Genomic DNA, 25,307 nt, shown 5'->3' with positions numbered 1-25,307 from the left:
CTCGGTCCGTCAGCTCTTGGCGACCGGCGGCAGCAGAGCCTGCAAGGCCTCGGCACGAGAGCGCAGGCCCTGCGGGGTTTCACCATCTTCGGCAATCGCATCCAGCCATTTGCGTGCGGCGGCCGCATCGCCATTACGCCAGGCCGACAGGGCCAGCATTTCACGTGCGCTATGGCGGAAGGTAGAGCCGGCCTCGGCGGATGCCTCCAGCCGCTGCTGGATGTCGGCATAGGGCGCCGTATCGATCAGAAGCCCTGCGGCGCGGAGTTTTGCGAGCGCCTGCTGCTCGGCACCAGCGCTGCTGTCGGCCGCGATATCGTCATACATCTTGACGGCAGCCTTGGGGTCGCGTGCAGCAGCCTCGGCAGCGGCGCGCAAGCGCGCCAAGGTGCGATAGCCTCCGGGTGCCTTGGCGGCGAGCTCGGTGAAGGCCGCCTCGGCCTCGGCATGCTTGTTCTGCTCGGACAGTTCCACTGCCTTCTCGAAGGCGGCGCCGGCCTCCGCGGCCTTCTTGGCCTCCAGGTACTGATAACCGCGCCACCCACCGACGGCGGCCACGATCAGGACCATCAGGGCGATAAAATAGATCGAATACTTGTCCCACAGCTTCTTGAGCTGTTCACGACGTACTTCCTCGTCGACTTCGTCAAATAATTCAGACACTTATGCTAATCCCATGCCCGGTCGGGAGCGCGCGCCTTAGCGTTCGCGTCAGGAATCCCGTCCCCGCGTCGCGGCTGCGATACGCTATCGATATGGCGGTGGCAAGGCAAAGCGAGCCGGATCAAGGCGTTAACCCTCCGCAGCCGCCCCTACCGGGTTCCGGCCGGAGTTCATGATCCGGCCAGCGTCTCTCGCAACTGCCGCTTGAGCACCTTGCCATTGGCGTTGCGCGGCAGCGGGTCGACGGTGAGGAAAATCGTCTCTGGCACCTTGTAGTCGGAGAGCCGCTCGGCGCACCAGGCACGCAGCGTCTCGCCTGCAACCGCCTCGCGCATGACGACCACGGCATGGACGCGCTCGCCGAGCACCGGACACTGTTTTGCGATGATCGCGCTCTCAACCACGGCCGGATGTCCGGCCAGCACGGATTCCACCTCGGCGGAGTAGATCTTCAGGCCGCCGCGGTTGATCATGTCCTTCTGGCGGTCGAAGACGCGGACGAAGCCTTCGGCATCGACCGAGCCGAGATCGCCGGAGTGCCAGAAGCCGCCGGTAAAGCTCTCGGCGGTCGCCTTCGGATTATTCCAGTAGCCCTTGATCACGGACGCGCTTCCGATCCAGAGCTCGCCGATCGCGCCACGCGGCAACTCGCGCCCCTCTGTATCGACCGCGACGATCCGCGCGCCGGGACAGGGCAAGCCGACGCTGTCGATGTGGCGTGCGGTAAGCTCTCCCGGCATGATCGTCGACGGCGACGTTGTCTCGGTCGCCCCATAACAGTTCATCAGCTTCAGGCCGGGAATTTTTTCGTCCAGCTTCTCGATGGTCGCAATCGGCATCGGCGCGCCGCCAAAGCCACCGATGCGCCAGCTCGAGAGATCATAACTGTCGAAGTCCGGCTGGAGCAGACAGAGATTATACATCGCCGGCACCATCACCGTGTAGGTGACGCGCTCCCGCGCGGCGAGCTTGAGATAGTCGGCCGCCCTGAACTCCGGCATGATGATCAGCGTGCCGGCGCAGCGGATCATCGTCGTGATGTTGGCGACGATGCCGGTGACGTGACCGAGCGGCACCGCCGCGATCGAACGATCCGCCGCCGTGAGCTTCAGGCAAGTCGCGAAGACCATCGAGGAGTGGATAATGTTGCAATGGGCGAGCATCGCCCCCTTCGGCTTTCCCGTGGTGCCGGAGGTGTAGAGGATCATCGCGGTATCCTCTTCGCCGACATCAGCCGGCGCATCTGCAGGCGCGTGATCGCTGAGCTCGGACAAACGCATGTCATCGTCGACCGCGATACGATGCACGACATCGGGGACATCGCGCGGCTCCGGAAGACGGTCGGCAAGCGCCGCCTCGTGCATCAGGACCTTGGCGCCGCAGTCGGCCAGCACATAGGCGATCTCGGGTTTCTGCTGGCGCGTGCTCAGCAGCACGGTGACGAGGCCCTCATGCGCGGCGGCAAACAGGATCAGCGGAAATGCGATGCGGTTGCCCAGCAGGAGCGCGACGCGATCGCCGCGTTGCAGACCGAGCGTGCGAAGTCCGGCAGCGATCCGCGCCGACTGCTCGACGGCCTGCCGCCAGGTCAGCCGGATGCTGCCGCACATCAGCGCCTCACCATCGGGATTGCGGTCGGCTGCTTCCGCGATCATCGCCCAGATGCTTTTCGGCCGCTCACAAAATGCGCTCACCATGCGGTCGGCGAAGCGCGCCTCGAGCCGCATCGGGGGAAGCTGAGATTGCGACCAGTCCATCGGGATGCTCCCGGCTTGTTTTTTGTCATCACCTTCCCTGCATGGACAGCCGGTCTTGTCTTGCGCTGATCGGCTGTCGCTAAAGCGCGATGAGATTGGGATGAATCGTCATCGCGCGTTAGGTTATTGTTTGAGCATGATCTCCGCGCAAACACATTCTGCGTTTGTCGCGAGGAGAAACCGCTTCACACTTTTCCGGAACATGCTCTAACCTCCCATCACCGGAACGCCGATCACGACGGGATGGAAGGCAAAGGCGAGCGCCAGATAAGCGACGACGCCGACGGCGACGGCGATCAGATCGTTGGTGACGCCGCCGACCGGAATCGGCGGGCCGCCAGCATCCTTGCGATGCTTCAGCGAGATCCGGTCATACACCGCCCAACCGAGGAACGAGCCGAACAGGATGATGGAGCCGAGATCGCCATTGGCCAAGAGATGCGCCGCCGCCCACAGCTTGATGCCGGCCAGCATTGGATGCTTCAGCGTCGCATAGATGCGGCCGCGGATGTAGGACGCCACCACCAGGATCACCGCCGGCAGCATCAGGGCGACGGTGATATGCTTCATCGCCTTCGGCGGGTACCAGACGTCGATCCAGCCAGTTGCACGATACTGGGCAAAACCCCACACGATCATCGCAAGGCCGGCCAGCGAAACCACCGAATAGAGGATCTTGTAGGTGCCCTCGCCGAGCCGCGCGATCGCCTGTGCGCGCGCCTCGCGCTTGGTCGTAAAGATGTGGGCCGCGAAAAACAAAGCAAGCCCCAGGATCATCACCAGCAGACCCATGACGTCGTCCCCTCAATTAGCGCCCCCTCTATCGGGTATCACTTCACGCCTGCCGCCCGCAATGCGTCATTCGCGGATCACTGCTGCGTCCCGGGCTTGTTCAGCTCGCGATTGTCGACGTAGCGGATCGCGATCGGCCGTCCCGCCAACGCCCCGGCAAAACCGTCGGTGAGCTTCAGCGGCAGGCAGGCATTCAGCGACGCGTTGATCGCATCCAGGTACGTGGTTCGTGTGTCCGCCGACGCGCCTGCCGTCGCAAATGTCAGGCGCGGCGGGCCGATCAAGCTGCCCGACCTGTTGAGACTGAAACGCACCGACATTTGCATGCCCTCCCGCGCAAGATCGACCGAGGGAGGCGACCAGCATGAGCGCAACTGGGCCATCAGGTCGCTGATCGTGTCGAGGTCGTGATCCGGCTTCTGGTACTTCGCGCTGTCGGCTTGCGATGGAACTGTCTCGACAGTGACCTGGAGTGTCTCGCCGAATGGAAAGGGTATCTCGGTGATGCAGGGCCCCTGAAATGGTCCGCCGCAAGGCTCGTAGGGCTGGTAGAAGTACGGAATCGAATGGAAGTGTCGGTACCGCGCATCGGCAGAGACCGACGTTACCGTCGCCAAGAGCAGAACAAGGATGCAGCGCCACATGACCGCCAGACCGCAAAGCCACATGCTTCAAACGTGGCACCGGCCGTCGACCCGTCAAGCCCGCCGGCGTTCACATGCGCGCGTTCAGTTCGTGGTCGTCGCGCGGCCTGCCGCCCTTGCTGAAGCTCCAGCAGAGAGAGAGGGCTCCGCGCCCTACCCCTTCTTCTTCACGTCCTTGACGTTGGCGAATTCGATCCCCTCGGCGCGCTCCCTGGTATAGCCGAGATAGAACTCATTCTTGGCCAGATACACGGGGTCGCCGTCGACGTCGTCGGCGATGCTGGAGGTGTTCGCGGCGACAAACGTGTCGAGTTTCTTGCGGTCATCCGAGGAGACCCAGCGCGCAAGCTGGAACTCGCTCACCTCGAACTCGACCGGCAACGAATATTCCGCCTCGAGCCGCGCCTTCAGCACGTCGAGCTGCAGCGCGCCGACGACGCCCACCAGCGCTGGCGCGCCGTCGCGCGGGCGGAACACCTGCACCACGCCCTCTTCGGACATCTGCTGCAGCGCTTCCTTAAGCTTCTTCGCCTTCATCGCGTCGGTAAGCCGCACGCGGCGGACGATTTCCGGAGCAAAACTCGGCACGCCAACGAAGGTGAAATCCTCGCCTTCCGTCAGCGTGTCACCAATGCGCAAGGTGCCGTGATTGGGAATGCCGACGACGTCACCGGCGAAGGCTTCATCGGCGACCGAGCGGTCCTGCGCGAAGAAGAATTGCGGGCTCGACAGCGGCATGCTCTTGCCGGTGCGCACGAGCTTGGCCTTCATGCCGCGGCTGAGCTTGCCCGAGCACAGCCGCGCGAAGGCAATGCGGTCGCGATGGTTCGGATCCATGTTCGCCTGGATCTTGAACACGAAGGCGCTCATGCGTGGGTCGGTTGCTTCGACCTTGCGCTGGTCGCTCTCCTGCGCGCGCGGCTCGGGCGCGAATTTGCCAAGGCCTTCCAGGAGGTCGCCGACGCCGAAATTGCGCAGCGCGCTGCCGAAATAAACCGGTGTCAGATGGCCTTCGCGAAACGCCCCCAGATCGAATGGCTTGGACGCCTCGGTGACGAGCTCGAGCTCGTCCTTGACGGCGGCGGCGTCGAGATTGGCATTGAGCTTGGCCAGCTCGGCGATCTCGATCTGCTGGGCGGCACCAGTCTTGGCGCCACCGCCTTCGAGCAGACGCAGGCCGCCATTGACGACGTCATAGGTGCCGAGGAAGTCGCGGCCGCGACCGACCGGCCAGGTCATCGGCGTGGTATCGAGCGCCAGCGTCTTTTCGATCTCGTCCAGGAGCTCGAAAACGTCGCGGCTCTCGCGGTCCATCTTGTTGATGAAGGTGATGATGGGGATGTCGCGCAGGCGACAGACCTCGAACAGTTTTCGCGTGCGCGCCTCTATGCCTTTTGCTGCGTCGATCACCATTACGGCGGAGTCGACCGCCGTCAGCGTGCGATAGGTATCTTCCGAAAAGTCCTCATGGCCGGGCGTGTCCAGGAGGTTGAACACCAGGCCCTCGAACTCGAAGGTCATCACCGAGGTAACGACGGAGATGCCGCGCTCGCGCTCGATCTTCATCCAGTCCGAGCGCGTGTTACGCCGCTCGCCCTTGGCCTTGACCTGGCCTGCAAGATTGATGGCGCCGCCGAACAGCAGCAGCTTTTCAGTCAGCGTGGTCTTGCCGGCGTCCGGGTGGGAGATGATCGCAAAGGTACGCCGCCGCGCCACTTCGGCAGCAAGCGGGGAACGGGCCGGCGATTCGGCTGTGATGGCGATGTCGGACATGGCGGGAGCGTTTGGCAGGGAAAACGGGGCTAATCAAGGATCATTTGGTGATTGCGGGGCGCCAAGGCCAGCCCCATATCCCCGTGGGAAGGACGACCTTCCTCTAATCAGCACATCGGTCGCGGGGACGACCCTGCCTTGAACGGAGGGGCGTCATGGCCTGGACTATCCTGTTTGTCGCCGGTCTTTTGGAGGTCGGCTGGGCGATCGGCCTCAAATACACCGATGGTTTCTCGCGGCTCGTTCCATCCGTGCTCACGCTCGCCGCCATGGCTGGCAGCGTCATCCTGCTCGGATTGGCACTGAAGTGGCTGCCGATTGGAACCGCTTATGCGGTCTGGACCGGGATCGGCGCGGTCGGTACCGCCACGCTGGGGATCATCCTGTTCGGCGAGCCGGCCACGGCACTGCGCCTCGCCAGCATTGGGCTGATCGTCGGCGGCATCGTCGGGTTGAAGCTCGTGACGTAATGGAGCTGCCCATTTGGAAATGACCGTTAAGTCAACCGCTTAAAGCGATCTCCGGAAGTAATGCGCGATTTCGCCGACGACGCCGCGGCGGAAGGTGAGCACGCAGATCACGAAGATCGCGCCTTGAATCACCGTCACCCACTGGCCGTAGCTCGCCAGGTACTGTTGCATGGCGATGATCACGAAGGCGCCCACCACGGGCCCGAAAATGGTCCCGAGACCGCCGACCAGCGTCATCAGCACGACTTCACCCGACATCGACCAGTGCACGTCCGTGAGCGAGGCGTTCTGCGCCACGAACACCTTCAGTGAGCCCGCAAAGCCCGCCAGCGTGCCCGAGAGAATGAAGGCCAGCAGCTTGTACTGATCGGTGCGGTAGCCGAGCGAGATCGCGCGCTGCTCATTCTCGCGGATTGATTTCAAGACCTCGCCGAATGGCGAGTTGATGATGCGGTAGATCAGCAGGAAGCCGGCAAGGAAGCCTACCAGCACGACGTAATAGAGCACAGTTGGCTTGGAGAGATCGAAGATCCCGAACAGATGGCCCTGCGGAATGCCCTGAATGCCGTCTTCGCCATGCGTAAACGGCGCCTGCAGATAAATGAAATAGAGGAGCTGCGACAGCGCCAGCGTGATCATCGAGAAGTAGATGCCCTGCCGGCGGATCGAGATGTAGCCGGTTACGATCGAGAGCACGAAGGCCGCGGCAACGCCGGCGAGTATGCCGAGCTCTGGCGGCAGGGCCCACACCTTCAGCGCATGCGCGCTGCAGTAGCCGGCGGTGCCGAGAAACATCGCGTGGCCGAACGACAAGAGACCGCCATAGCCGATCAGCAGGTTGAAGGCGCAGGCGAGCAGCGCGAAGCACAGCGCCTGCATCACGAAGAACGGATAGATGCCGGTGAACGGCACGGCAGCCAGGGCCAGCGCCATGAATACGAACACGATCATCTCGTCGCGCATCGCGCGCGCCGTCATCGGCAGGGTATCGTCCGTCAAGGCTGTCATATCAGGCCGCCCTTCCCGTCAGTCCCGTCGGTTTCACGAGCAGCACCAGCACCATCAGCACGAACACGACGGTGTTGGAGGCCTCGGGGTAAAAATACTTGGTCAGGCCTTCGATCACCCCGAGCGCGAAGCCGGTGATGATCGAGCCCATGATCGACCCCATGCCGCCGATCACCACCACCGCAAACACCACGATGATGAGGTCGGCACCCATTAGCGGCCGCACCTGGTTGATCGGCGCGGAGAGCACGCCGGCGAGTGCGGCAAGACCGACGCCGAGACCGTAAGTCAGCGTGATCATGCGCGGCACGTTGATGCCGAAGGCGCGCACCAGCGTCGGGTTTTCGGTCGCGGCACGCAAGTACGCGCCGAGCTGGGTCTTCTCGATCAGGAACCAGGTCGCGAGGCACACCACCAGCGAGAAGACGACCACCCAGCCGCGGTAGACGGGTAAGAACATGAATCCGAGATTCATGCCGCCCTTGAGCTGGTCGGGAATGGCATAGGGCAGACCGGACGAGCCGAAATAGTTCTGGAACACGCCCTGGATGATCAGGGCCATACCGAACGTCAACAACAGGCCATAGAGGTGGTCGAGCCCGGTCAGCCATTGCAGCATGGTCCGCTCCAGGATCATGCCGAAGATGCCGACCACGATCGGCGCGATGATCAACGCCGGCCAGTAGCCGATACTGAGGTAATCGTTGTTGAGCAGAAAATATGCGACGAACGCGCCCATCATGTAGAGCGCGCCATGGGCGAAATTGATGATGTTCAGCATGCCGAAGATCACGGCAAGCCCGAGACTGAGCAGCGCGTAGAACGAGCCGTTGATCAGTCCCACCAGTAGCTGTGCATAGAGAGCCTGCATCGATCCCGCACCCAGTCCCTTCAGCGTTCCTCACGTGGTTCGCCGGCGTCGGCCGGCGAACCGTTATTGCCGCTTACTTCTTCAACAGCGCGCACTTGCTTTCGGACAACGGCGTGAAGGCCTGATCGCCCGGCACCGTACCGACCAGCTTGTAGAAGTCCCACGGCGCCTTGGATTCGGAGGGCTTCTTCACCTCGAACAGATAGGCGTTGTGGATGGTACGGCCGTTCGGCTGGATCTCGCCCTTGCCGAACAGGTCGTCCTCGGTCGGCATCGACTTCATCTTCTCGACGACCTTGACGCCGTCGTGCGGATTGCCGCCGAGCGCTTCCAGCGCCTTGAAGTAATGACGCAGGCCCGAATAGACGCCGGCCTGCACCATGGTCGGCGGTGCACCATTCTTCATCTTCGCGGCGAAGCGCTTCGAGAAGGCGCGGGTCTGGTCGTTCATGTCCCAGTAGAAGGTCTCGGTGAAGTTGAGGCCCTGCGCGGTCTCGAGCCCGATCGCCTTGACGTCGGTGAGGAACAGAAGCAGCGCCGCGAGCTTCTGGCCGCCCTTGGTGATGCCGAACTCGGCCGCCTGCTTGATCGAGTTGGTAGTATCGCCGCCCGCATTGGCAAGGCCGATGACCTTGGCCTTGGACGACTGCGCCTGTAGCAGGAAGGAGGAGAAGTCCGGCGTGTTGAGCGGATGCTTGACGCCACCGACGACCTTGCCACCATTGGCCAGCACCACCGCCGTAGTGTCGCGCTCGAGCGCCGCACCGAAGGCGTAGTCGGCGGTCAGGAAGAACCAGGTGTCGCCGCCGGCCTTCACCAGCGCTTGGCCCGTGGTGTGGGCAAGCATGTAAGTGTCGTAGGTCCAGTGCACGGTATTGGGCGAGCACTGCGCGTTGGTGAGATCGGAAGTCGCGGCGCCCGAATTGATGTAGACGCCGTTCTTCTCCTTGATGACGTTGTTGACGGCAAGCGCCACGCCGGAATTCGGCACGTCGACGATGACATCGACCTTGTCGACGTCGAACCATTGCCGCGCGATGGCGGTACCGATGTCCGGCTTGTTCTGATGGTCGCCGGAGATGATGTCGATCTTCCAGCCCTTGGCGGCTAGGCCGGAATCCTCGACCGCCATCTGCGCCGCCAGCGTCGAGCCGGGGCCGCCGAGATCGGCGTAGAGACCGGACTGATCGGACAGCGCGCCGATCTTGACGGTCTTGTCCTGTGCGCAAGCCGCGCCCACTGCGGTGAGTGACAGCGCGGTGCCGAGCAGAAATGACGCAATCGACCTTGTCTTCATGCACTTTCCTTTTTGAAGTTTCTCGTTGGCAGTTCTAGACGCCGAGATAGGCGTGGAGCTTGTCCATATTGGCGGCAAGCTCCGCATTGGAGAATCCGTCAATGATCTTGCCGTGCTCGACGACATAATAGCGGTCGGCGACGGTCGAGGCGAAGCGGAAGTTCTGCTCGACGAGCAGGATGGTAAAACCCTCCTTCTTCAGCCGCGCAATGGTGTGGCCGATCTGCTGGATGATGACCGGCGCGAGGCCTTCCGTTGGCTCGTCCAGCATCAGGAAGCTCGCGCCGGTGCGCAGGATGCGCGCAATCGCCAGCATCTGCTGCTCGCCGCCGGAGAGCTTGGTGCCCTGGCTCGAGAGGCGTTCCTTCAGATTCGGAAACAGCTCGAAAATCTGATCGAGCGGAAGACCGCCTGCCCGCACCACCGGCGGCAGCATCAGGTTTTCCCGCACGTCGAGGCTTGCGAAGATGCCGCGCTCCTCTGGGCAGAAGGCAATCCCCATGCGCGCGATCTTGTCCGAGGTTACGCGGATGATCTCCTGATTGTTGAACCGCACCGAGCCGGTGCGCTTGGCGATGACCCCCATGATCGACTTCAGCGTGGTCGTCTTGCCGGCGCCGTTGCGCCCAAGCAGCGTCACGACCTCACCCGCGTTCACGTCGAAATTGATCCCGTGCAGGATGTGGGACTCGCCATACCACGCCTCTAGATTGCGAACCTGGAGGATGTTACCGCCGGTCGTTGCGGCCTTTGCCGGTGCCTCGGCGATCGCAGTGTCAGGCATGACCGGCTCCCAGATAGGCTTCCTTGACCCGCTCGTCCTTGGTGAGCTCGCTATAATGGCCCTGCGCAAGGACCTGCCCGCGCGTCAACACCGTAATGATGTCGGAAAGGTTGGCCACGACGCTCAAATTATGCTCGACCATCAGGATGGTGTATTTCGCGGAGATGCGCTTGATCAGCGCCGCGATCTTGTCGATGTCCTCGTGGCCCATACCGGCCATCGGCTCGTCCAGCAGCATCATCTCGGGGTCGAGCGCGAGCGTCGTTGCGATCTCGAGTGCGCGCTTGCGCCCATAGGGCATCTCGACCGCAGGCGTGTTCGCAAACTCGCTGAGGCCGACATCGTTCAACAGCTCGCGCGCGCGATCGTTGAAGCGGTTGAGCACCGACTTGGAGCGCCAGAAGTCGAACGAGCTGCCATGCTGACGCTGCAACGCGACCCGGACGTTCTCCAGCGCGGTGAGATGCGGAAATACCGCCGATATCTGGAACGAGCGTACCAATCCCATGCGCGCGACGTCGGCCGGCGCCATCGCGGTGATGTCCTGCCCTTTGTAGAGGATTTTTCCGGCAGAGGGCCTGAGGAACTTGGTCAGGAGATTGAAGCACGTCGTCTTCCCGGCCCCGTTCGGACCGATCAAGGCGTGAATGCTCCCACGGCGGACCTTGAGGGCGACATCGCGGACGGCGAAGAATCCCGCGAACTCCTTGGTCAGCCCTTCCGTTTCGAGAATGAACTCATCGGCCAAACAAATTTCCCCCTGCCCGCGCGACGCGCTGGCCGCGCGTAGCTTTGCTTATTGCTATCGGCTCCGAAGGCCTTGGAGCCTTCCCGGAACGCCGCCTCCGGCGGCGGAATATGCCGGAGGTGACGGGGGTTAGGCAAGGCGGAAAGCTGAGCCGGTCACATTGCCGACTACGGGATGGATGCTCCCTTAGTCGAAGGCATTGATGTCGCACCTGCCCGATGACCTCGCGCGCAAAGCATCGATCGTCAAGCCGTCGCTTCGAGATCATGAATCTGATGCGCGGAAATGACACGACGCCGGTGATCGACGCGATCTCTTTCATCGCATCGCAGCCGCAGACGTTATCGAATTCGCCGACCAGCCCGCACTTGGCGTGCCCCCCGAGATCATCGAGCCGAACCAGCCTCTGCTTTAGCGTTTCTTGGCGCCGACTTCCTTGGCATAGATATCCGGCTTGAATCCGACCAGGAGCTTGCCGCCGCCCATCTCAAGAACTGGCCGCTTGATCATCGAGGGCTGCGCCAGCATCAACGCGAGCGCCTTCTTCTCGTTGAGGCCGTCCTTGTCGGCCTCGGGCAGCTTCTTGAAGGTGGTGCCGGCACGGTTGAGCAGCGTCTCCCAGCCGACCTTGTCGCTCCACACCTTGAGCTTCTCCTTCTCGACGCCCGCGGCCTTGTAGTCGTGGAAGTCATAGGCCACACCCTTGGAATCCAGCCAGGCGCGCGCCTTCTTCATGGTGTCGCAGTTCTTGATGCCATAAATCGTGGTGGGCAAGGCCGCTCCTCATGCATGGGTCGCGTGACGATGATCGGCGTTGTACGAAACTACCGCGCGCCCCACAATATTCGCCAACCAAGTTCGCCACACGGATTTCACCATGCATGTCAATCACGATTCCGCTGCCGCCGCGGCGCCGACGATCGACTTCGACACGTTTCTGAAGGTCGACATCCGCGTCGGCACCATCATCGACGCAAAGCCGTTCCCCGAAGCGCGCAAGCCGGCCTGGCGGTTGTGGATCGACTTCGGCCCCGTGATCGGCGTGCGCAAGAGCTCGGCGCAGATCACCGAAAACCATCCGCTGGAAACGCTGGTGGGACAGCAGGTCGCAGCCGTCGTCAATTTCCCCCCGCGCCAGATCGGGCCGGTTGTTTCCGAGGTGTTGACGCTCGGCTTCCCCGACGCCGGGGGCAAGGTCGTGCTGATGCAGCCTAGCAAACCCGTGCCGAACGGCGGCCGGCTGTTCTAGCCACCTCAGTCCATCAGCCAACGTACCGTCGTTCGATTTCTGGCATGCCGGCGATGGCCGGCCTGGCACTTGACGTGGCCGTTCGCCAGCGATAAAAATGACTGACTGATCGTTTTTTATATTCCACGACATTTCTTCTTTCAGAGAGAAAAACCTCAAGCAAAACGATCACGTGGTCAGGTTATTTAACGAGGCGGGCCACCAATGCCGAAGATCAGCGAAAGACAGCGCGAGAGCCGCCGCCAGCAGATTCTCGAGGCCGCTCTCGCCTGCTTCTCCGAAAACGGCTTCCACCAGACCGGCATGGCCGACATCGTCAAACGGTCCGGGCTCAGCCACGGCGCCGTCTATCTCTACTTCCAGAGCAAGGACGATCTCATCGAGGCACTGGCCGACGACCGGCATCGCCGCGAGGCCATGCTCAATTCCGTCGCACAAGGGTCGGCCGATCCGCTGGAGCGATTGCAGGCGCTGGTCCGCGTCTACGCGCAATGGCTCACCGATCCCATGGGCGAGGCGCGCCGGCGCGTCGGAATCCACGGCTGGGCCGAGGCGCTGCGCAACCGCCGAGTCCGCACCAGCGTCGTCGAGGGCATCGACATGCCGCGCGCGCTGATCGTCGCGCTGGTCGAGCGCGCCCAGCACGATGGCCTCGTCAAGCGCGATCTCGAGGCGGATGCGATCGCACGCGTGCTGATCGCAATCTTCCAGGGCTTCGTGCTGCAAAAAAGCTGGGGCGAGGAGTTCGACCTCAAAGCCTGCATGGCGGCCGTCACCGGCGTGATCGAGAGTTTTCGCACGACCAAGCCGGACTTCAAGCGACGAACCAGGACGTGAGCGATGTCGACGCTTCACGACCTCCTAGCAGGCATCGGCGTCGGTCTTGTCGGCGGACTGACATCCGGCTTCATGGGCACGAGTCCGGGCGGCGGCCTCGTCATCTTCTGCATGCTGCTGCTCGGCGCGGAGCAACACGTCGCCCAGGGCACCGCGTTGATTGCACAGGTCCCGCCGACAGGACTCGCCGGTGTGCGCCGCTACTGGCAGAGCGGCAACCGCAGCCCGCTGCAATGGATCTTCTGGATCGGCATCGGATTTCTCGTCGGCGGCGCGGGCGGCGGCTATGCGGCGGCCGCCGTCCCCGACACGGTCCTGCAATCGACCTATGTCGTCTATCTCGTCGCGCTGATCGCTCTCCTGATCCTGCGTCGCGACCGCAAGGACAGCAGCAGCGACGCCGGTGATCAGGACCAACGATCCTGGCTCCCCCTGCTCCTGATCGGCGTGCTTGCCGGCTTTTCCTCCGGCTTCATGGGCATCGGCGGCGGGCTCGCGATAACGGTCGGTCTCGCTGCCGGTCTCCGCGTACCGCAGCATCAAGCGCAGCTCATCAGCCTCATCTTCTCGGTCATCCCGACCAACATTCCCGCGGCCTGGATCTATTGGAGCAAGGGGCTGATGGTCGGTTGGCCGGCCATCATTGGTATCGTTGCCGGCCTCTGGGTCGGCACCGATCTCGGTGCACGCATGGCCAACAACGTCAGCAAATCGGTGCTGCGCCAAACCATCATCGGGTTCGTCGGGCTGACGGCGCTCTACATGACCTACAAGGCCCTGAGTTGATCTTACGGCCGCTTCGGAATGTTGAGCCCGCGCTGCACGGCAGGCCGCGCCAGCCCGCGTTCGAGCCAGGCCGCGACCGACTTGAACTGGCCGAACGCGACGAGATCGCCGGCGCCGTAGAAGCCGATGAGATTGCGCACCCAGCCGAGCATGGAAATGTCGGCGATGGTGTAGTCGTCATCCATGAACCATTGCCGGCCGGCGAGATGCGTTTCCATGACGCCAAGCAGACGCTTGGACTCGCTCACGTAGCGCTCGAGCGGCCGCTTGTCTTCAAAATCCTTGCCGGCGAATTTGTGGAAGAAGCCGACCTGGCCGAACATCGGCCCGATGCCGCCCATCTGGAAGTGCACCCACTGGATGGTCTGGTAGCGGCGCGCCGCGTCCTGCGGCAGAAGCTTGCTGGTTTTCTCCGCAAGGTATTGCAGGATCGCGCCGGATTCGAACAGCGGCAGCGGCCTGCCACCGGGCCCGTTGGGATCGAGGATCGCCGGAATCTTGCCATTCGGATTGAGCGAGAGGAATTCCACCGTCTTCTGGTCGTCCTTGCCGAAGTCGACGAGATGGACCTCGTAAGGCAGCCCGATCTCCTCCAGCATGATCGAGACCTTGACGCCGTTCGGCGTCGGCAGGGAGTAGAGTTGAAGAAGTTCGGGATTCTTCGCGGGCCAGCGCTTGGTGATGGGGAAGGCTGAGAGATCGGACATCGGGACCTTGGATGCGTATGTTGGAGCGCATCTAATCTAGGCGAGACGCCGACCAACGCAAGATCACCGGCTTACTACGACCTGCACGTTATGGTCACGACGATAAAATCCAGCACGAGTCTGTCTAACGCAACTATGGTGGCAGCGTCATCAACGCTGCGATCGGAATCGTCGAGTCATGTTGCAGCCGATACTCCATGAACCATTGCCCCGTCACCAGCAGCATCGCCGTAAAGGCGATCGCAAGCATCGCGGTCGCCAATTGGCTGACATCGTTCATTGCATTTGTCCCTCAGCAAAAAACTTGATCTCTCAACGTCGGCCCGTTCGCCATGTTCCCCGCTCCCGCGAAAAGATTGCCACTCTTTCCCACTCCGAGCACAAGATAAGCACTCTGTTCCAAAACCAGAGCGAGGGACCATTGAGCCACGCGCGCGTTGTCGGGAGATGAATATCGAGAAGCGCGCCTTGCTCGATCATGCCGAGCGTTGTCGCCGGGTCGCGGACGACCTTGCCCATAACGAAGCAGCGCGACGGCTGCGGGCGATGGCCGAGGAGTATGAAGCCAGAGCTTTGAGGCTGGAGCACCAGGAAGATCAACTTCGGCAGCATCTCAAGCAGCGCCGTGCGAGTCCCGGCCGCACCGGAGCGGAGGCGATCGGGGCAACTGATCGCGCTCAATAGTTGATCTCCATCCGCAACCCGCGCGGATCTGGATCTTCGCCATCGAGGCATCTGGTGCTGTCGCGCGCCGCGATCGCGCAGGCGCAGGCATCGATCAGATCGTCGCGCCCGATGCCCGTGCCGTGACGCTGCATCAGCCATTTCCGGAGCTTGGCAAAGCCCTGTTTCTCCAGCAACCTGATGCGCTGTTCGTGCCCGGCCGCCGACGTCTTTCGTTCCAGCTTCCGCTGGCCCGCAAGAGTCCAGAAGATCAACTCCGGATGCGCTTCGCCGATCGTCTTCTGGCGCTCCGGTGTCATGACGTCGTCGAGCTCCCTCATCTTGTCTCTGATGTTCCAGAGCTGACACGACACGCCCTTGTCGTTCTGTTGCCAATAGTGCCGGTTCGCAGCAGCCATGTCCGGAAACGTCCAGAGATCGCGACGCGCGCCGAGGAAGACCGCGGCTCCAACCAATTCGCGGGCGCGAAGATCGCAGGCTCGATAGCCTGTCATCTTCAATCCGATCGGCATGTCGATCATTGCTCGCTTGTGCGGCATCGCGAGCAAACGCGTAAGGCCCGGCGCATAGTCGAACCCATGATCGCCGCGCCGATCTATCCAGGCTGCGACCCAGCCGAACCGAAAGCCGTCGAGGCCGAGATAGGTTGGCATTCCCTCTTCCGTCCGCTGCATGTCTTCGAGCGCGCTTGACATCCGCAAGTTGCGGGCGTATGTCCCGCGCCCTCGCGAACACTTCCGTTCGCGAAAGGATCATGAACCGAGTGATGAAGCATCGCTACGAAAGATTTGCACGACTGTCGAACGGTCTCGGACCGATCGATAGCGCATGCCCGGCTCATGGGAGCGATCTCGCTTGAGAGCGAGATCGAAAGTCCGCTTCTCACGGACCCTCCCGAGCCAGTCGCTCCGGAGGGTTTTTTGTTGCCCGCCGTGCGGCCCGTTCGAATACCCCGGCATGACGCCGGAACGGGAGACCCGGATCCCGGGGCTCGCGCTGGAGAAGCGCGCGCCCAAGCGCGCGGGGCCTGCCGGAGGGAACAAGGCGATGAGCCGGACACCGATGGCAGAGCGGACCTCGAAAGGGTTCGCAAACGGCGGCGCGTCGACAGCGCCGCAATCAAGAATTTCGTAGTCCGGTTTGCCGCGGTCTTCGCGGCTCAACCGACGCTGGTGGTGAAGATGTCGAATACTTCGCACGATGGAAGAGCGGGTGAGGAAAAACGCTGCGCACCATCCCAAAAGCCGATATCAAGCGTTCCCCAGCGTACCCATCACGGCCGATGCGAATGCATCGGCTTGGCGGTGGTGAAGATGACTGTTACTTCGGTTAGAGCGCCGTGCTGGTTTGCCAGAACGGAGGTCGCGGGTTCGCATCCCGTCGGCTGAAATGCCGTAGCTCAGACTCGCAGCATCGCCCGTTCCCCGCCAACCCCATCACGATCCGTGGTGAAGATTTCTGTTACTTCGCCTGCAACGCGAGAGGTCGCGGGTTCGAATCCCGTCCGGTGTTCCATGCGCCGGTAGCTCAGTGGACAGAGCGCTTTCCGGCTAACGTCAGTTGGCCGGGTCACAGCAATCGCCTGTTCCCGGATCGTGTCCCTTTCGTCCCCACCGCCGGTGGTGAAGAGCGCTGTTACTTCGGGATCGCAAGGACGGAGGTTCAAGTCCTCCCGGACGCAAGTCCGTAGCTCAGAGGGAGAGCGTGCGACAAGCCTGCAAGGGCAGTACAGCCTCGCTTGTTCCCCGGCACCCGTTTCCATTCCACCATCAACCCTAGAGGAGGCCGTCATGGTCAGGCTCAACAAGATCGTTCGCGCCTTCACGCGTGAGGGCGCGCGCGCGACTCGCTTCACGCCCGAGATGGAGCTGAAGCGCGCGCTGATGAACTGCCTTCTCTGGGAGGACCAGTTCTACGAGGACGGCGTCTCGATCGCCGATCGCATCAAGGCACTCGTCCCCAAGGTCGCCCCTGCCCGCGTGGCGCAGCTTGCGATCGAGGCGCGCGAGGTCATGAAGCTGCGGCACGCACCGCTCCTCGTGGTCCGCGAGATGGCGCGCAGCGAGAAGCATCGTACTCTCGTTGCCGATACGCTCGCGCAGGTGATCCAGCGCCCCGACGAGATGACGGAGCTGCTCGCGATCTACTGGGCGGACGCGCTCGGCCCGCAGCAGCAGCGCAAGCGTCAGCCGGTCTCGGCGCAGGTCAAGAAGGGCCTTGCCCGCGCACTGACCAAGTTCGACGCCTATCAGCTCGCGAAGTACGACCGCGACGGCGCGGTACGGATCAGGGACGTGCTGTTCCTGGTGCACGCCAAGCCGAAGGATGCCGCGCAGGAGAAGGTGTGGAAGCAGATCGTCGATGGCGAGCTCGCCTCTCCCGACACCTGGGAGGTCTCGCTTTCGGCCGGAAAGAGCAAGCGCGAGAGCTTCGAGCGGCTGATCGCCGAGAAGAAGCTCGGCGGTATGGCGCTCCTGCGCAACCTGCGACTGATGCAGAATGCGCAGGTGCCGCGCGAGGTGATCGCGGGCGCGATCGAGGCGATGCGGACGGATCGTATCCTGCCCTATCGCTTCATCACGGCCGCGCGCTACGCGCCGGATTTCGAGCCCGAGCTCGAAGGTGCGATGCTGAAGTCGATCAAGGATCATGTGCGGCTGCCCGGCCGGACGCGACTCCTGATCGACGTGTCGGGCTCGATGTTCGCGGCCCTCTCCGCGCAGTCGGAAATGACGCGCGCGGAGGCGGCGTGTGGTCTGGCCATCCTCGCACGCGAGATCTGCGACGAGGTTGAGATCTTCACCTTCTCCAACGAGGTCGTGAAGGTTCCGCCTCGCCGCGGTTTCGCGCTCCGGGACGCGATCATCGACTCACAGCCGCACGGCGGAACCTATCTCGGCAAGGCCGTTGCCGAGATCGACCGCAAGGGCGACCGCCTGATCGTCTTCACCGACGAGCAGAGCCACGACCAGGTGCCCGAGCCCAAGGCGCGCGGAACGCTGGTCAACGTCGCCTCGTATCAGCATGGCGTCGGCCACGGCGGCTGGACCCGCGTCAACGGCTTCTCGGAGGCCGTGATCGCGTGGATCGCGGCGTCGGAGACGGCGCTGCACTGATGCGTCACACGGACGAACCGGGCGCGGCCTGCCGCGCCCGGTTCACTCGGTTTTACGTCGTGCCTTCACCCACGCGGGACAACCTGGCCCGGCTGCCGATCAACTTCAGCCAGGGTGCCAAATGGAAGGCACTCATCAGCACGTACATCGGAACCATTCCACCGAACAGCGACACCCCCGCAGTCGAACACAACGCATCCATTGATCCGCCGCCAAGAACGGCCGTCAGCAGCGCCATGATCGCGAAGGTCGGCGCTGCCGCGAGGCGTAGCCAATTGGCTGCGCCGATCGCCGCGGTCCCGCTCACGACTTTGCGCTCGCCTGCTGCTTCCGGAACGCCGCCTCTCCGGCATCCGACACCTCGACCCATCTCTTGTCGGGCGCCGCACCTGCCTCGTAATTGTCATGCCAGTTCCACCACTTGTAGGTCGGCGTCTGGGGATAGCCCTCGGGCGAGTCTTCCCACACCTCCTGCCGGCCCAGCGGTGTGATGTCGAGGTAGTTCCAGGTACCTCCCATCTGCTCATCGCCGCGATTATTGATGAAATAGGTGCGGAAGATCTGGCTGCCGTCGCGGAAAAACACGTTGGTGCCGTGCCACTCGCCCACGCCGAAGTCGGCGTCGAAGTCATCCGTGATCGTGTACCACGGTATCTCCCATCCCATCCGTGCCTTGAGACGTGCGATGTCCGCCTGCGGAGCACGCGAGACAAAGACGAGCGTGGTGTCGCGCGCGTTCAGATGAGCGAGATGGGCCACCTGATCGGCCACCATGGAGCAGCCCCGGCAAGCGTGGTCGGGCCAGCCAAATACGCCCGGCTCGAAAAAGGCGCGGTAGACGATGAGTTGATGGCGGCCCTCGAATAAATCGAGCAAGCTCGCTTTGCCCTCGGGTCCGTCGAACGCGTAGCTCTTCTCCACCGCGAGCCACGGCATCCGCCGCCGCTCAGCGGCCAGTGCGTCACGGGCTCGGGTTGCAGCCTTCTCCTTGACGAGCAACTGCTGACGCGCTGCTTCCCACTCCTGCGCCGAAACGACATGAGTTTGCATAGCTGACCTCCTGTTTGTTGTTTGGTGCGTACCGTCAGGCCGGCAGCCGCCGGTCGTAGTCCTGCTGGAGCCGAGCCCAGCCATCCCAGAACGGCGCCGGCTCTTCGCCGGAGATGCGCGCGACCAGAATGTCGAGATGCATGTGCCAGCCGGCGCCGACCTTGAGCATGGTCGAGCGGTCGGGCAGACGACGATGGATCACGGTGAGCACAACGCCCTTTCCCCTCGGCTCCAGTTCGAAGGTCACGTCGCCGCTGTTGCTCCAGGCAATCGAAAGCTTTCGTGGCGGATCGCACTCGGTGATCCGGCTCTGCATCCGATGCTCTTCGGGAAAGCCGAGCGGGCGCTTGCTCGGGGGATCGTTGAGGTCATCGTTGCGCCAGACGAACTCGAAGGACGCACCGACCCTCGTCTCCATCACGCCCGCCGCCAGCCATTTGCGGCGAAGGTCGCTGTCGGTGAGATACGCCCAGACACGCTCGATCGGTCCGGGTAGCAGGCGCTGAAGCTTCAGCGTCGCCGGTTCGATCAGTTCGCCATAGGCATCGGGCTTTATCTTTGCATCCATCGTTCTGCTCCTCACTTCTTTTTTGCCTTCGCCTCGTCTTCAGCGCGCAGCAACGCCTCCAACGAGTCGAGCCTGTCATTCCAGAAGCGTTCGTAACGTCGCAGCCAGGCATCGGCTTCCGCGAGCCGAGCGGCTTGCAGCCGACAGAGATGGGTACGGCCGCGGATCGTGCGGGTGACGAGGCCTGCATTCTCCAGCACCCGAACGTGCTTCGAGGCGCCCGCGAAACTCATGCTGAACGGTGTCGCAAGCTCCCCGATCGTGAGCTCCCGTTCCGCCAGATGACCAAGCATCGCCCGCCGCGTTGGATCCGCGAGGGCATGAAAAACGGCGTCCAGATGCGGGAATTGTTCAACCATATAGTTTAACATAATCGACTGAAGCCAATTGTCAACCAATCGGTTTAATTTTTCTTTGGCCTAGTTCCGACGGCTCTGAACAGCGCGAGCTAGCGGCGCCGTCGCCATGGTCGGCAAGGTGAGTTCGATCCCTGGAAGGACTGACGCAAACAATGAGTGGGAGGCGATGCCTCCCACTTCGCTTGCGCCGTTCGCTTGAGCGATCTTCGCGGAGCGCGTCAGCCTGCCCCCAACGCCTCGTAAGCGAGGCGCTTGAATTCGAAGAAGAATGGATTCCAGAAGCCCATGTACCGCTGCGCCATCAGCACGCCGGCGGTATCGGCCCCAGGACAAATCCACCAATGCGTCCCCGCGAGGCCACCCCACTGGAATTCGCCTGTGGAGTTGGGGGGATCGAACGGCGCCGGCGCGAAGGTCACTGCGCCACCAAGGCCAAACCCCTTGCCCGGAATCGGCCCGAGCCCCGCAAAGCGGATGGTTCGGCCGTCGGAAAGCTGGTTCGTCATCATCTGCCGCAGCGTCTCCGGCTTCAGCAGCATATCCCCGCCCGGTACCAGACTGCGCACAAGCGCGAGCATATCCTGCAGTGTCGACACCAGGCCGCCCCCGCCCGACAGCTGCGGGAACGGCCGGCGGTACGCCTGCGGATAAGGCAGATCGTCAGCCCGTGTCAGACCGGGCTTCATCGGGTCCAGCACGTCCGCACCGTTGTACAGAGCAACGAGCCTGCCCTGCTCCGCGTCCGGCACGAAGAAGCCAGTGTCGACCATGCCGAGGGGATCGAAAATGCGCGCCTTGAGGAAGACGTCGAGCGTCTTGCCGGAGACAACCTCCACGACGCGTCCGAGCACGTCGATGGCAACCGAATATTCCCAGCCGGTGCCCGGCTGATAGGAAAGCGGCAGATCGGCAAGCTTATCGATCATGTCGGAGAGTGTCGTGAACGGATTGAGGATACCCGCCTCGTTGTAGCCCTTGAACAGCACCGTGCCGGGATCGAAGATGCCGTAGCTGAGGCCTGAGGTATGCGTGAGCAATTGTCGGATCGTGATCGGGCCCCGCGCCGGCTCGACATCGGCGATGCTCGTCGCGCCCTGCTTCAGTACCTTACGATTGCCAAGCTGCGGCAGGAATTTCTCGATCGGATCGTCAAGGCCGATACGGCCCTCCTCGACCAGCAGCATAATCGCGCAGGTAACGATGATCTTGGTGTTGGAAAAGGCGCGAAAGATGTGATCGGGCCGGAGCGCCACATTCGCCTCGCGATCGGCCAGCCCCACGCATTGCTGGTCGACGACCTCCCGTCCGCGCAGCACCGCCCAGGACACGCCGGCGACGATCTCCTGATCGACGTAGCGCTGCATCGCCGTCCGTGCGGCGGAAAATTTGGGTGTCCTGACGTCCATCTGCTGCTGTCTCCCTGAACTGGTTGACATCGATATAACGAGGAATCCCCGACAGGAAAGCCCTTCCTTCGAGCCGGTCCGGTGCACGCGAGCGCCGACTTTTTTGTTTCGCCGCGTGTTCATCCGGATGCGAGCAACACAACGAAAAGCTCTGCAACCTTCCAGGCAAGCGCCTGGCAAGAGCCCGTTAAGGGCGCGACCTTTAGCCTCACACCCATGTTAGGCGTACCTCAATCCATTCACGATCACGGGTGACCGGCAATGACCTCGATCTCTGCAACCTCCACCAGTTCCTATTCGCCACTCGACCTCCTGAAGAGCGAGCTCACCAAGGAAGTCTCCGCGGGCACGATCAGCTCGAGCGACGAGTCTGCACTCTCGTCCGCGCTCGACGATATCGATTCCGCGATGAAGAGCAGCGCGAGCAGCTCCAACTCCTCCTCGACGCCGCCCTCGCCCGACGAGATGCAGTCCAAGATCGACGACCTCATCCAGAACGAGGTGTCGAGCGGCAAGCTGACCAGCGATCAGGCGGACGAGCTCAAGAACGTGTTCGCCAACACGTTCTCCAACGGTGCCGGCGCTCCGCCTCCGCCGCCGGATGCGAGCAGCGACTCATCGAGCACGAGCAGCACTGACTCCAGCTCTTCGTCCAGCTCATCCTCCACGAGCACCGCTGACCTGATGAAGGAGCTGATCGCGCTGCTTCAGAATGCGACCAGCCAGTCGAATTCCTACAGCTCCAGCGGCAACGCGTCGTCCTCCTCCTCGTCGAGCTCGCTGCTCGTCGACTACAAGACTTGAGCCAAGGGGCCCGGTCGCAGCGCCACCGGGCCTCACGCCTCCTTCTGCAGCACGGTGACATGCAGGCGGCGGCGAATGCTCATTCCCTGCCGCTGGTAGAGCGCGATCGCCGACGCGTTGTTGGAAAACACGTGCAGGAAGGGAGTTTCGCCGCGCGCCACGATCTGGCGCGCAATCGCTCCAAGCAGCGCCTGCGCGTAGCCACGTCCGCGATGATCGGGATGCACACAGATTGCCGTCATCTCCGTGAAATTGCCGGGCTTCATCCGTTCGCCCGCCATTGCGACCAGGTCGCCCCCGACGCGGATGCCGAGAAAGGTTCCGAGCTCGTGCGTCCGTTTGCTGAACGGACCGGGCTTGGTCATCGCTGCCAACGCCACCATCGCCGGAACGTCATCGATGCCGAGCGTCACGATCTCGGCATCGTGAAGCGGACTCTCGACGGGCGTGCCGATCATCTGCTCGCCCGTCTCTGCCAGCAGCACTTTGAAGCCGGCCGGCGCGACCGCCGCGTCATGCGTGAACAGCACGATATATTCTGATGGCGACATCAACTCGCCGAGTTCCGCGTAGCTTGCTGGCGACAGGTCGCCCAAATCGGCGAAGGGCCCGATCGCGGAGGGATAACGCAGCGCTCGCGCATCGCCTTGCGCCAGATGCCGCTGTCGTGTCGTCAGTGCGCTCCAGATCGGTCGGTCCAGCAGCGCCAAATCGGAATCGGACACGGGCTCTATTCCTTGTCGAGACTCACGATCACGGCCGCATTGGCGATGATGATGGCGTCGCTGCCCTGCTCGGCCGGAATTTCGAGGCCGCCCTTGACTGCATTGACGGTCACGGTGCCGTAAGGCAGCTCCTTGGCCACCGCCCCCTTGTCGACGGCTTCCGGATTTGGCACCGCAATCGTGACGTCGACGAACATGTCATTGGCGGTCTTGCCGAGCATGCGGAAGAATCCGAGGCTCGAGTGCCTGATCGCATCCGACACCGCGCGCTTGGCCGCTTTGGTCGCGTCCTTGCCATGAACGTCGACGCCCATGCCCATCTCGGTGATACAGCGTACGCGGGACATTTCCATTCCTGTTGTTAATTTCGACGCGCAAGCTTCCGCGATCTAGCCCATCGGTACAAGCACCTTTTCGCGCGGGAAATAGGCGCTGCGATCCTCCTCCTGGGCATTGACGACAGCGCGAATGCGCAACAAGTCCTTGCGCGCGACGAGGCCAACCACGCGATGCGCCTCGCGATCGACGACCGGGATGCGGCCGAGATCCGAGGAGACCATGAGATCGGCGACACGTCCGAGCACTTCATCGGGATAGGCGACCACCGCCGAAGTATCCGAGACGACGTCGTCGACTGTCGCGGCCTGGTGATCGCCCTCCGTGCGCCAGCGCAACACGTCGGCCCGCGTCACCATTCCGACAAGACGGCCATTCGCGGCCACGACGGGATAGGACTTATGGCGCCGCTCCTCCGACGTGAAGAGCTTGACTGCCGCGTCGACAGGCATGTCGACCGGCAGGGTGTCGACGCTCTTCACCATGACGTCGGCAACCCGCAACAGTTCGAACGGGTCGACGGTGTATTCGCGCGTGATGTGCTGGCCGCGGCGCGCGATCTTCTCAGTGAGGATCGAGCGCTTGAGCAGCAGCACCGTCACGGCGTGCGCCGCGCCGGTCGCAGCCAGCAGCGGCAACAGCATCTCGTGATTACCGGTCAGTTCGACCGCAAACATCACGCCTGTCAGCGGCGAGCGCATCGTGCCGCCCATCATCGCGGCCATGCCGACCAGTGCCCAGAACGACCCGCCGCCAAGCAGCATCTGCCCCTCCAGCCACCCGGCGGTTCCACCGAGAATAAGGAGCGGCGCCAGCACGCCGCCCGACGTTCCGGAGGCCAGCGCAACGACCCAGATCACGGACTTCACGAGCAATATCCTGATCGCTTCATCGCACATCATGTGGCCCGAGAGGAGATCGGCGATGACGTCGTAGCCGACACCGAGCGCGCGCGGATCGATGAGACCGCCGAGCCCGACCACGAGGCCGCCCAGCATCGGCCACCACATCCAGTGCAACGGCACATGGTCGAACAGATCCTCGGCCGCGTAGAGCAGCCGCGTCATCAGTCCGGACTGGAGGCCGGCAACGATCCCGACGCCAATCGCGACCGCAAGTCCCCACCACGGCAGATCCAGCCGCTCCGCGAAGGGAAACAGCGGGCCCGTCCCAAACAACAGGGGACGCCACGCTGCCGAAACGACCGCGCCCGTTACCACGGGGAGGAAGCTGCGCGGCTTCCATTCGAACAACAGGAGCTCGACCGCAAGCAGCACCGCCGCAATCGGCGTGCCGAAGATCGCCGTCATGCCTGCGGCGGCACCGGCGACCAGCAGCGTCTTGCGCTCGGCAGCCGTGAGGTGGAAGCACTGGGCGAAGATCGAGCCGATCGCGCCGCCGGTCATGATGATCGGACCTTCGGCGCCGAACGGGCCGCCGCTGCCGATCGAAATGGCCGACGACAGCGGCTTCAGGATCGCCACTTTCGGCTGCATCCGGCTGCCGCCGATCAGGATCGCCTCGATGGCTTCGGGAATGCCATGGCCGCGGATCTTCTCGGAGCCGAAACGCGCCATCAGCCCGATCGCGAGACCGCCGAGCGCGGGCGCCAGCACCATCCACAGCCCTGGCCGGGCGTTCGCCAGCGAGACGCTCTCTGTGCTGACATGGCCGAACCAGATGAGGTTCGTCACCAAGGCAATCAGCTTCAAGAGCACCCATGCGGCCGCCGCCCCGAAGCTACCGACAACCAAGGCCATGCCGATCAGCACCAGCACACGGGCGTCCGCCGTGAAATCTCCGGGCTTGCCGCGATGACGCGGGAGCCCGCGGGCTATGTCGAGGGTCTGGCGCATGACTGCTCTTTTTGGGA

At 63.0% G+C, this 25,307-nt stretch carries 29 protein-coding genes; 6 read left to right on the top strand and 23 right to left on the bottom strand.

Going from position 1 to position 25,307, the window contains the following annotated elements; translation table 11 throughout:
• Nucleotides 1-9 precede the first annotated feature (9 nt).
• From Q3C01_RS09790 to Q3C01_RS09770, 5 genes are all read right to left on the bottom strand, one after another.
• A complete protein-coding gene (locus tag Q3C01_RS09790) occupies nt 10-663 on the bottom strand; it encodes a tetratricopeptide repeat protein (RefSeq protein WP_458145109.1) in 654 nt (217 codons plus the stop codon).
• A 170-nt stretch (nt 664-833) separates the two neighbouring features.
• Nucleotides 834-2,420 carry a class I adenylate-forming enzyme family protein gene (locus Q3C01_RS09785; protein ID WP_458145108.1) on the bottom strand — a complete coding sequence of 529 codons (1,587 nt, stop codon included), beginning with the start codon at nt 2,418-2,420 and terminating at the stop codon, nt 834-836.
• 207 nt (nt 2,421-2,627) lie between these two features.
• A complete protein-coding gene (locus Q3C01_RS09780) occupies nt 2,628-3,212 on the bottom strand; it encodes an NnrU family protein (RefSeq protein WP_458145107.1) in 585 nt (194 codons plus the stop codon).
• A 77-nt stretch (nt 3,213-3,289) separates the two neighbouring features.
• Nucleotides 3,290-3,856 (bottom strand): hypothetical protein, encoded by a 567-nt coding sequence (locus Q3C01_RS09775; protein WP_458145106.1) that lies wholly within the window; start codon nt 3,854-3,856, stop codon nt 3,290-3,292.
• 153 nt (nt 3,857-4,009) lie between these two features.
• Nucleotides 4,010-5,629, bottom strand: coding sequence for a peptide chain release factor 3 (locus Q3C01_RS09770; RefSeq protein WP_458145105.1), 1,620 nt, complete (start codon nt 5,627-5,629; stop codon nt 4,010-4,012).
• Between the two features lie 155 nt (nt 5,630-5,784).
• Between Q3C01_RS09770 and sugE the strand changes: the two genes are divergently transcribed.
• On the top strand, nt 5,785-6,099 hold the full coding sequence (sugE, locus tag Q3C01_RS09765) for a quaternary ammonium compound efflux SMR transporter SugE (RefSeq protein ID WP_458145104.1): 315 nt from the start codon (nt 5,785-5,787) through the stop codon (nt 6,097-6,099).
• 39 nt (nt 6,100-6,138) lie between these two features.
• Here the strand turns inward: sugE and Q3C01_RS09760 are convergent, their stop codons facing one another.
• The 6 genes from Q3C01_RS09760 to Q3C01_RS09735 form a co-directional block, all read right to left on the bottom strand.
• Nucleotides 6,139-7,107 carry a branched-chain amino acid ABC transporter permease gene (locus Q3C01_RS09760; protein WP_458145103.1) on the bottom strand — a complete coding sequence of 323 codons (969 nt, stop codon included), beginning with the start codon at nt 7,105-7,107 and terminating at the stop codon, nt 6,139-6,141.
• 1 nt (nt 7,108) lies between these two features.
• A complete protein-coding gene (locus tag Q3C01_RS09755; RefSeq protein ID WP_254094789.1) occupies nt 7,109-7,978 on the bottom strand; it encodes a branched-chain amino acid ABC transporter permease in 870 nt (289 codons plus the stop codon).
• A gap of 73 nt (nt 7,979-8,051) precedes the next feature.
• Complete coding sequence (locus Q3C01_RS09750; protein WP_458145102.1) at nt 8,052-9,275, bottom strand: ABC transporter substrate-binding protein; 1,224 nt, start codon at nt 9,273-9,275, stop codon at nt 8,052-8,054.
• Nucleotides 9,276-9,309: 34 nt separating this feature from the next.
• The gene (locus Q3C01_RS09745; RefSeq protein WP_458145101.1) at nt 9,310-10,059 is read right to left on the bottom strand and encodes an ABC transporter ATP-binding protein; all 750 of its coding nucleotides are present in this window, start codon (nt 10,057-10,059) and stop codon (nt 9,310-9,312) included.
• The gene (locus Q3C01_RS09740; protein ID WP_183239622.1) at nt 10,052-10,807 is read right to left on the bottom strand and encodes an ABC transporter ATP-binding protein; all 756 of its coding nucleotides are present in this window, start codon (nt 10,805-10,807) and stop codon (nt 10,052-10,054) included. Before Q3C01_RS09740 ends, Q3C01_RS09745 begins: the two co-directional genes overlap by 8 nt.
• 411 nt (nt 10,808-11,218) lie before the next feature.
• Nucleotides 11,219-11,581 carry an ArsC family reductase gene (locus tag Q3C01_RS09735; protein WP_458145100.1) on the bottom strand — a complete coding sequence of 121 codons (363 nt, stop codon included), beginning with the start codon at nt 11,579-11,581 and terminating at the stop codon, nt 11,219-11,221.
• A 103-nt stretch (nt 11,582-11,684) separates the two neighbouring features.
• Here Q3C01_RS09735 and Q3C01_RS09730 point away from each other — a divergent pair, with 103 nt between their 5' ends.
• The 3 genes from Q3C01_RS09730 to Q3C01_RS09720 all read left to right on the top strand — a co-directional run bounded on the left by Q3C01_RS09730 (nt 11,685) and on the right by Q3C01_RS09720 (nt 13,679).
• Nucleotides 11,685-12,056, top strand: a complete 372-nt coding sequence (locus tag Q3C01_RS09730) for a tRNA-binding protein (RefSeq protein WP_458145099.1) — start codon at nt 11,685-11,687, stop codon at nt 12,054-12,056.
• A gap of 204 nt (nt 12,057-12,260) precedes the next feature.
• Nucleotides 12,261-12,893 (top strand): TetR/AcrR family transcriptional regulator, encoded by a 633-nt coding sequence (locus tag Q3C01_RS09725; RefSeq protein ID WP_458145098.1) that lies wholly within the window; start codon nt 12,261-12,263, stop codon nt 12,891-12,893.
• A 3-nt stretch (nt 12,894-12,896) separates the two neighbouring features.
• Nucleotides 12,897-13,679 carry a sulfite exporter TauE/SafE family protein gene (locus Q3C01_RS09720; RefSeq protein WP_458145097.1) on the top strand — a complete coding sequence of 261 codons (783 nt, stop codon included), beginning with the start codon at nt 12,897-12,899 and terminating at the stop codon, nt 13,677-13,679.
• Nucleotides 13,680-13,681: 2 nt separating this feature from the next.
• Here Q3C01_RS09720 and Q3C01_RS09715 read toward each other — a convergent pair whose 3' ends face one another.
• The 4 genes from Q3C01_RS09715 to Q3C01_RS09700 form a co-directional block, all read right to left on the bottom strand.
• Complete coding sequence (locus tag Q3C01_RS09715) at nt 13,682-14,386, bottom strand: glutathione S-transferase family protein (RefSeq protein ID WP_458145096.1); 705 nt, start codon at nt 14,384-14,386, stop codon at nt 13,682-13,684.
• Between the two features lie 133 nt (nt 14,387-14,519).
• On the bottom strand, nt 14,520-14,666 hold the full coding sequence (locus tag Q3C01_RS09710) for a hypothetical protein (protein WP_458145095.1): 147 nt from the start codon (nt 14,664-14,666) through the stop codon (nt 14,520-14,522).
• Nucleotides 14,667-14,698: 32 nt separating this feature from the next.
• Nucleotides 14,699-15,067 carry a hypothetical protein gene (locus Q3C01_RS09705; protein ID WP_458145094.1) on the bottom strand — a complete coding sequence of 123 codons (369 nt, stop codon included), beginning with the start codon at nt 15,065-15,067 and terminating at the stop codon, nt 14,699-14,701.
• Nucleotides 15,064-15,723, bottom strand: a complete 660-nt coding sequence (locus tag Q3C01_RS09700; RefSeq protein ID WP_458145093.1) for a DUF429 domain-containing protein — start codon at nt 15,721-15,723, stop codon at nt 15,064-15,066. Before Q3C01_RS09700 ends, Q3C01_RS09705 begins: the two co-directional genes overlap by 4 nt.
• A 1,137-nt stretch (nt 15,724-16,860) precedes the next feature.
• On the opposite strand from Q3C01_RS09700, the gene Q3C01_RS09695 reads away from it, so the two are divergent.
• Nucleotides 16,861-18,186, top strand: a complete 1,326-nt coding sequence (locus Q3C01_RS09695; RefSeq protein ID WP_458145092.1) for a TROVE domain-containing protein — start codon at nt 16,861-16,863, stop codon at nt 18,184-18,186.
• Nucleotides 18,187-18,238: 52 nt separating this feature from the next.
• Here the strand turns inward: Q3C01_RS09695 and Q3C01_RS09690 are convergent, their stop codons facing one another.
• The 5 genes from Q3C01_RS09690 to Q3C01_RS09670 all read right to left on the bottom strand — a co-directional run bounded on the left by Q3C01_RS09690 (nt 18,239) and on the right by Q3C01_RS09670 (nt 21,569).
• On the bottom strand, nt 18,239-18,556 hold the full coding sequence (locus Q3C01_RS09690; protein WP_458145091.1) for a hypothetical protein: 318 nt from the start codon (nt 18,554-18,556) through the stop codon (nt 18,239-18,241).
• Complete coding sequence (locus Q3C01_RS09685) at nt 18,490-19,236, bottom strand: DUF899 domain-containing protein (RefSeq protein WP_458145090.1); 747 nt, start codon at nt 19,234-19,236, stop codon at nt 18,490-18,492. Before Q3C01_RS09685 ends, Q3C01_RS09690 begins: the two co-directional genes overlap by 67 nt.
• A gap of 34 nt (nt 19,237-19,270) precedes the next feature.
• On the bottom strand, nt 19,271-19,804 hold the full coding sequence (locus Q3C01_RS09680; RefSeq protein WP_458145089.1) for an SRPBCC family protein: 534 nt from the start codon (nt 19,802-19,804) through the stop codon (nt 19,271-19,273).
• 11 nt (nt 19,805-19,815) lie between these two features.
• A complete protein-coding gene (locus Q3C01_RS09675; protein ID WP_458145088.1) occupies nt 19,816-20,163 on the bottom strand; it encodes an ArsR/SmtB family transcription factor in 348 nt (115 codons plus the stop codon).
• 218 nt (nt 20,164-20,381) lie between these two features.
• The gene (locus Q3C01_RS09670; protein WP_458145087.1) at nt 20,382-21,569 is read right to left on the bottom strand and encodes a serine hydrolase domain-containing protein; all 1,188 of its coding nucleotides are present in this window, start codon (nt 21,567-21,569) and stop codon (nt 20,382-20,384) included.
• 261 nt (nt 21,570-21,830) lie between these two features.
• On the opposite strand from Q3C01_RS09670, the gene Q3C01_RS09665 reads away from it, so the two are divergent.
• Nucleotides 21,831-22,373, top strand: coding sequence for a hypothetical protein (locus Q3C01_RS09665; RefSeq protein ID WP_458145086.1), 543 nt, complete (start codon nt 21,831-21,833; stop codon nt 22,371-22,373).
• Nucleotides 22,374-22,405: 32 nt separating this feature from the next.
• Here the strand turns inward: Q3C01_RS09665 and Q3C01_RS09660 are convergent, their stop codons facing one another.
• From Q3C01_RS09660 to Q3C01_RS09650, 3 genes are read right to left on the bottom strand one after another with little or no spacing between them, the layout of a single operon-like run.
• A complete protein-coding gene (locus Q3C01_RS09660) occupies nt 22,406-23,098 on the bottom strand; it encodes a GNAT family N-acetyltransferase (RefSeq protein WP_458145085.1) in 693 nt (230 codons plus the stop codon).
• A gap of 5 nt (nt 23,099-23,103) precedes the next feature.
• On the bottom strand, nt 23,104-23,445 hold the full coding sequence (locus tag Q3C01_RS09655; protein WP_458145084.1) for a Lin0512 family protein: 342 nt from the start codon (nt 23,443-23,445) through the stop codon (nt 23,104-23,106).
• 42 nt (nt 23,446-23,487) lie between these two features.
• Nucleotides 23,488-25,290, bottom strand: coding sequence for a chloride channel protein (locus tag Q3C01_RS09650; RefSeq protein WP_458145083.1), 1,803 nt, complete (start codon nt 25,288-25,290; stop codon nt 23,488-23,490).
• Between the last annotated feature and the right edge of the window lie 17 nt (nt 25,291-25,307).

It is taken from the genome of Bradyrhizobium sp. UFLA05-109, from assembly GCF_054185165.1.
Note: the sequence above shows the minus strand (reverse complement) of the source record. Positions and strands in the feature narration are given on the sequence as shown.

Bases quoted from the DNA above. Each gene is read 5' to 3' on its own strand.
- Q3C01_RS09785 (WP_458145108.1), bottom strand. From the start codon at position 2,420: ATGGACTGGTCGCAATCTCAGCTTCCCCCGATGCGGCTCGAGGCGCGC.
- Q3C01_RS09780 (WP_458145107.1), bottom strand. From the start codon at position 3,212: ATGGGTCTGCTGGTGATGATCCTGGGGCTTGCTTTGTTTTTCGCGGCC.
- Q3C01_RS09775 (WP_458145106.1), bottom strand. From the start codon at position 3,856: ATGTGGCGCTGCATCCTTGTTCTGCTCTTGGCGACGGTAACGTCGGTC.
- Q3C01_RS09770 (WP_458145105.1), bottom strand. From the start codon at position 5,629: ATGTCCGACATCGCCATCACAGCCGAATCGCCGGCCCGTTCCCCGCTT.
- sugE (WP_458145104.1), top strand. From the start codon at position 5,785: ATGGCCTGGACTATCCTGTTTGTCGCCGGTCTTTTGGAGGTCGGCTGG.
- Q3C01_RS09760 (WP_458145103.1), bottom strand. From the start codon at position 7,107: ATGACAGCCTTGACGGACGATACCCTGCCGATGACGGCGCGCGCGATG.
- Q3C01_RS09755 (WP_254094789.1), bottom strand. From the start codon at position 7,978: ATGCAGGCTCTCTATGCACAGCTACTGGTGGGACTGATCAACGGCTCG.
- Q3C01_RS09750 (WP_458145102.1), bottom strand. From the start codon at position 9,275: ATGAAGACAAGGTCGATTGCGTCATTTCTGCTCGGCACCGCGCTGTCA.
- Q3C01_RS09745 (WP_458145101.1), bottom strand. From the start codon at position 10,059: ATGCCTGACACTGCGATCGCCGAGGCACCGGCAAAGGCCGCAACGACC.
- Q3C01_RS09730 (WP_458145099.1), top strand. From the start codon at position 11,685: ATGCATGTCAATCACGATTCCGCTGCCGCCGCGGCGCCGACGATCGAC.
- Q3C01_RS09725 (WP_458145098.1), top strand. From the start codon at position 12,261: ATGCCGAAGATCAGCGAAAGACAGCGCGAGAGCCGCCGCCAGCAGATT.
- Q3C01_RS09720 (WP_458145097.1), top strand. From the start codon at position 12,897: ATGTCGACGCTTCACGACCTCCTAGCAGGCATCGGCGTCGGTCTTGTC.
- Q3C01_RS09715 (WP_458145096.1), bottom strand. From the start codon at position 14,386: ATGTCCGATCTCTCAGCCTTCCCCATCACCAAGCGCTGGCCCGCGAAG.
- Q3C01_RS09710 (WP_458145095.1), bottom strand. From the start codon at position 14,666: ATGAACGATGTCAGCCAATTGGCGACCGCGATGCTTGCGATCGCCTTT.
- Q3C01_RS09700 (WP_458145093.1), bottom strand. From the start codon at position 15,723: ATGCCAACCTATCTCGGCCTCGACGGCTTTCGGTTCGGCTGGGTCGCA.
- Q3C01_RS09695 (WP_458145092.1), top strand. From the start codon at position 16,861: ATGGTCAGGCTCAACAAGATCGTTCGCGCCTTCACGCGTGAGGGCGCG.
- Q3C01_RS09690 (WP_458145091.1), bottom strand. From the start codon at position 18,556: ATGGGTCGAGGTGTCGGATGCCGGAGAGGCGGCGTTCCGGAAGCAGCA.
- Q3C01_RS09685 (WP_458145090.1), bottom strand. From the start codon at position 19,236: ATGCAAACTCATGTCGTTTCGGCGCAGGAGTGGGAAGCAGCGCGTCAG.
- Q3C01_RS09680 (WP_458145089.1), bottom strand. From the start codon at position 19,804: ATGGATGCAAAGATAAAGCCCGATGCCTATGGCGAACTGATCGAACCG.
- Q3C01_RS09675 (WP_458145088.1), bottom strand. From the start codon at position 20,163: ATGGTTGAACAATTCCCGCATCTGGACGCCGTTTTTCATGCCCTCGCG.
- Q3C01_RS09670 (WP_458145087.1), bottom strand. From the start codon at position 21,569: ATGGACGTCAGGACACCCAAATTTTCCGCCGCACGGACGGCGATGCAG.
- Q3C01_RS09665 (WP_458145086.1), top strand. From the start codon at position 21,831: ATGACCTCGATCTCTGCAACCTCCACCAGTTCCTATTCGCCACTCGAC.
- Q3C01_RS09655 (WP_458145084.1), bottom strand. From the start codon at position 23,445: ATGTCCCGCGTACGCTGTATCACCGAGATGGGCATGGGCGTCGACGTT.
- Q3C01_RS09650 (WP_458145083.1), bottom strand. From the start codon at position 25,290: ATGCGCCAGACCCTCGACATAGCCCGCGGGCTCCCGCGTCATCGCGGC.